The following is a 303-nucleotide window of genomic DNA, read 5'->3' as shown; positions in this document are numbered from 1 at the left end:
CCGCCGCCGCAACGCCGCGTTCTCGTCCTCCACCGAACCGGCCGCCGGCGGCCCCGCCGGCCCGGCCGCTACGCCCCGACGCCGATCATCGGCGCGGACCCAACTGCGCAACGTCTCCCGATTGACACCCAGATCGTCAGCGACCTGCGCGATCGTCGCCCCCGGCCGAGACCGGTACAACGCGACCGCGTCAGCCTTGAACTCGGCGGGGTAGTGCTTCATCACCATTTGTCAGGGACTCCTGATCTCCCCGGACCATCACGATCCAAGGCTCAAGTGTCCAGGACCAGGGGGCAACTCCCC

General features: G+C 69.3%; 1 protein-coding gene. It reads right to left on the bottom strand.

From position 1 onward, the window contains the following. The coding region (locus tag FXF52_RS41370) for a transposase (protein ID WP_148805104.1) at window positions 1-228 on the bottom strand (228 nt) is incomplete at its 3' end. Window positions 229-303 lie beyond the last annotated feature (75 nt).

It is taken from the genome of Micromonospora sp. MP36 (assembly GCF_008119785.1).
Classification (GTDB): domain Bacteria; phylum Actinomycetota; class Actinomycetes; order Mycobacteriales; family Micromonosporaceae; genus Micromonospora.
Note: the sequence above shows the minus strand (reverse complement) of the source record. Positions and strands in the feature narration are given on the sequence as shown.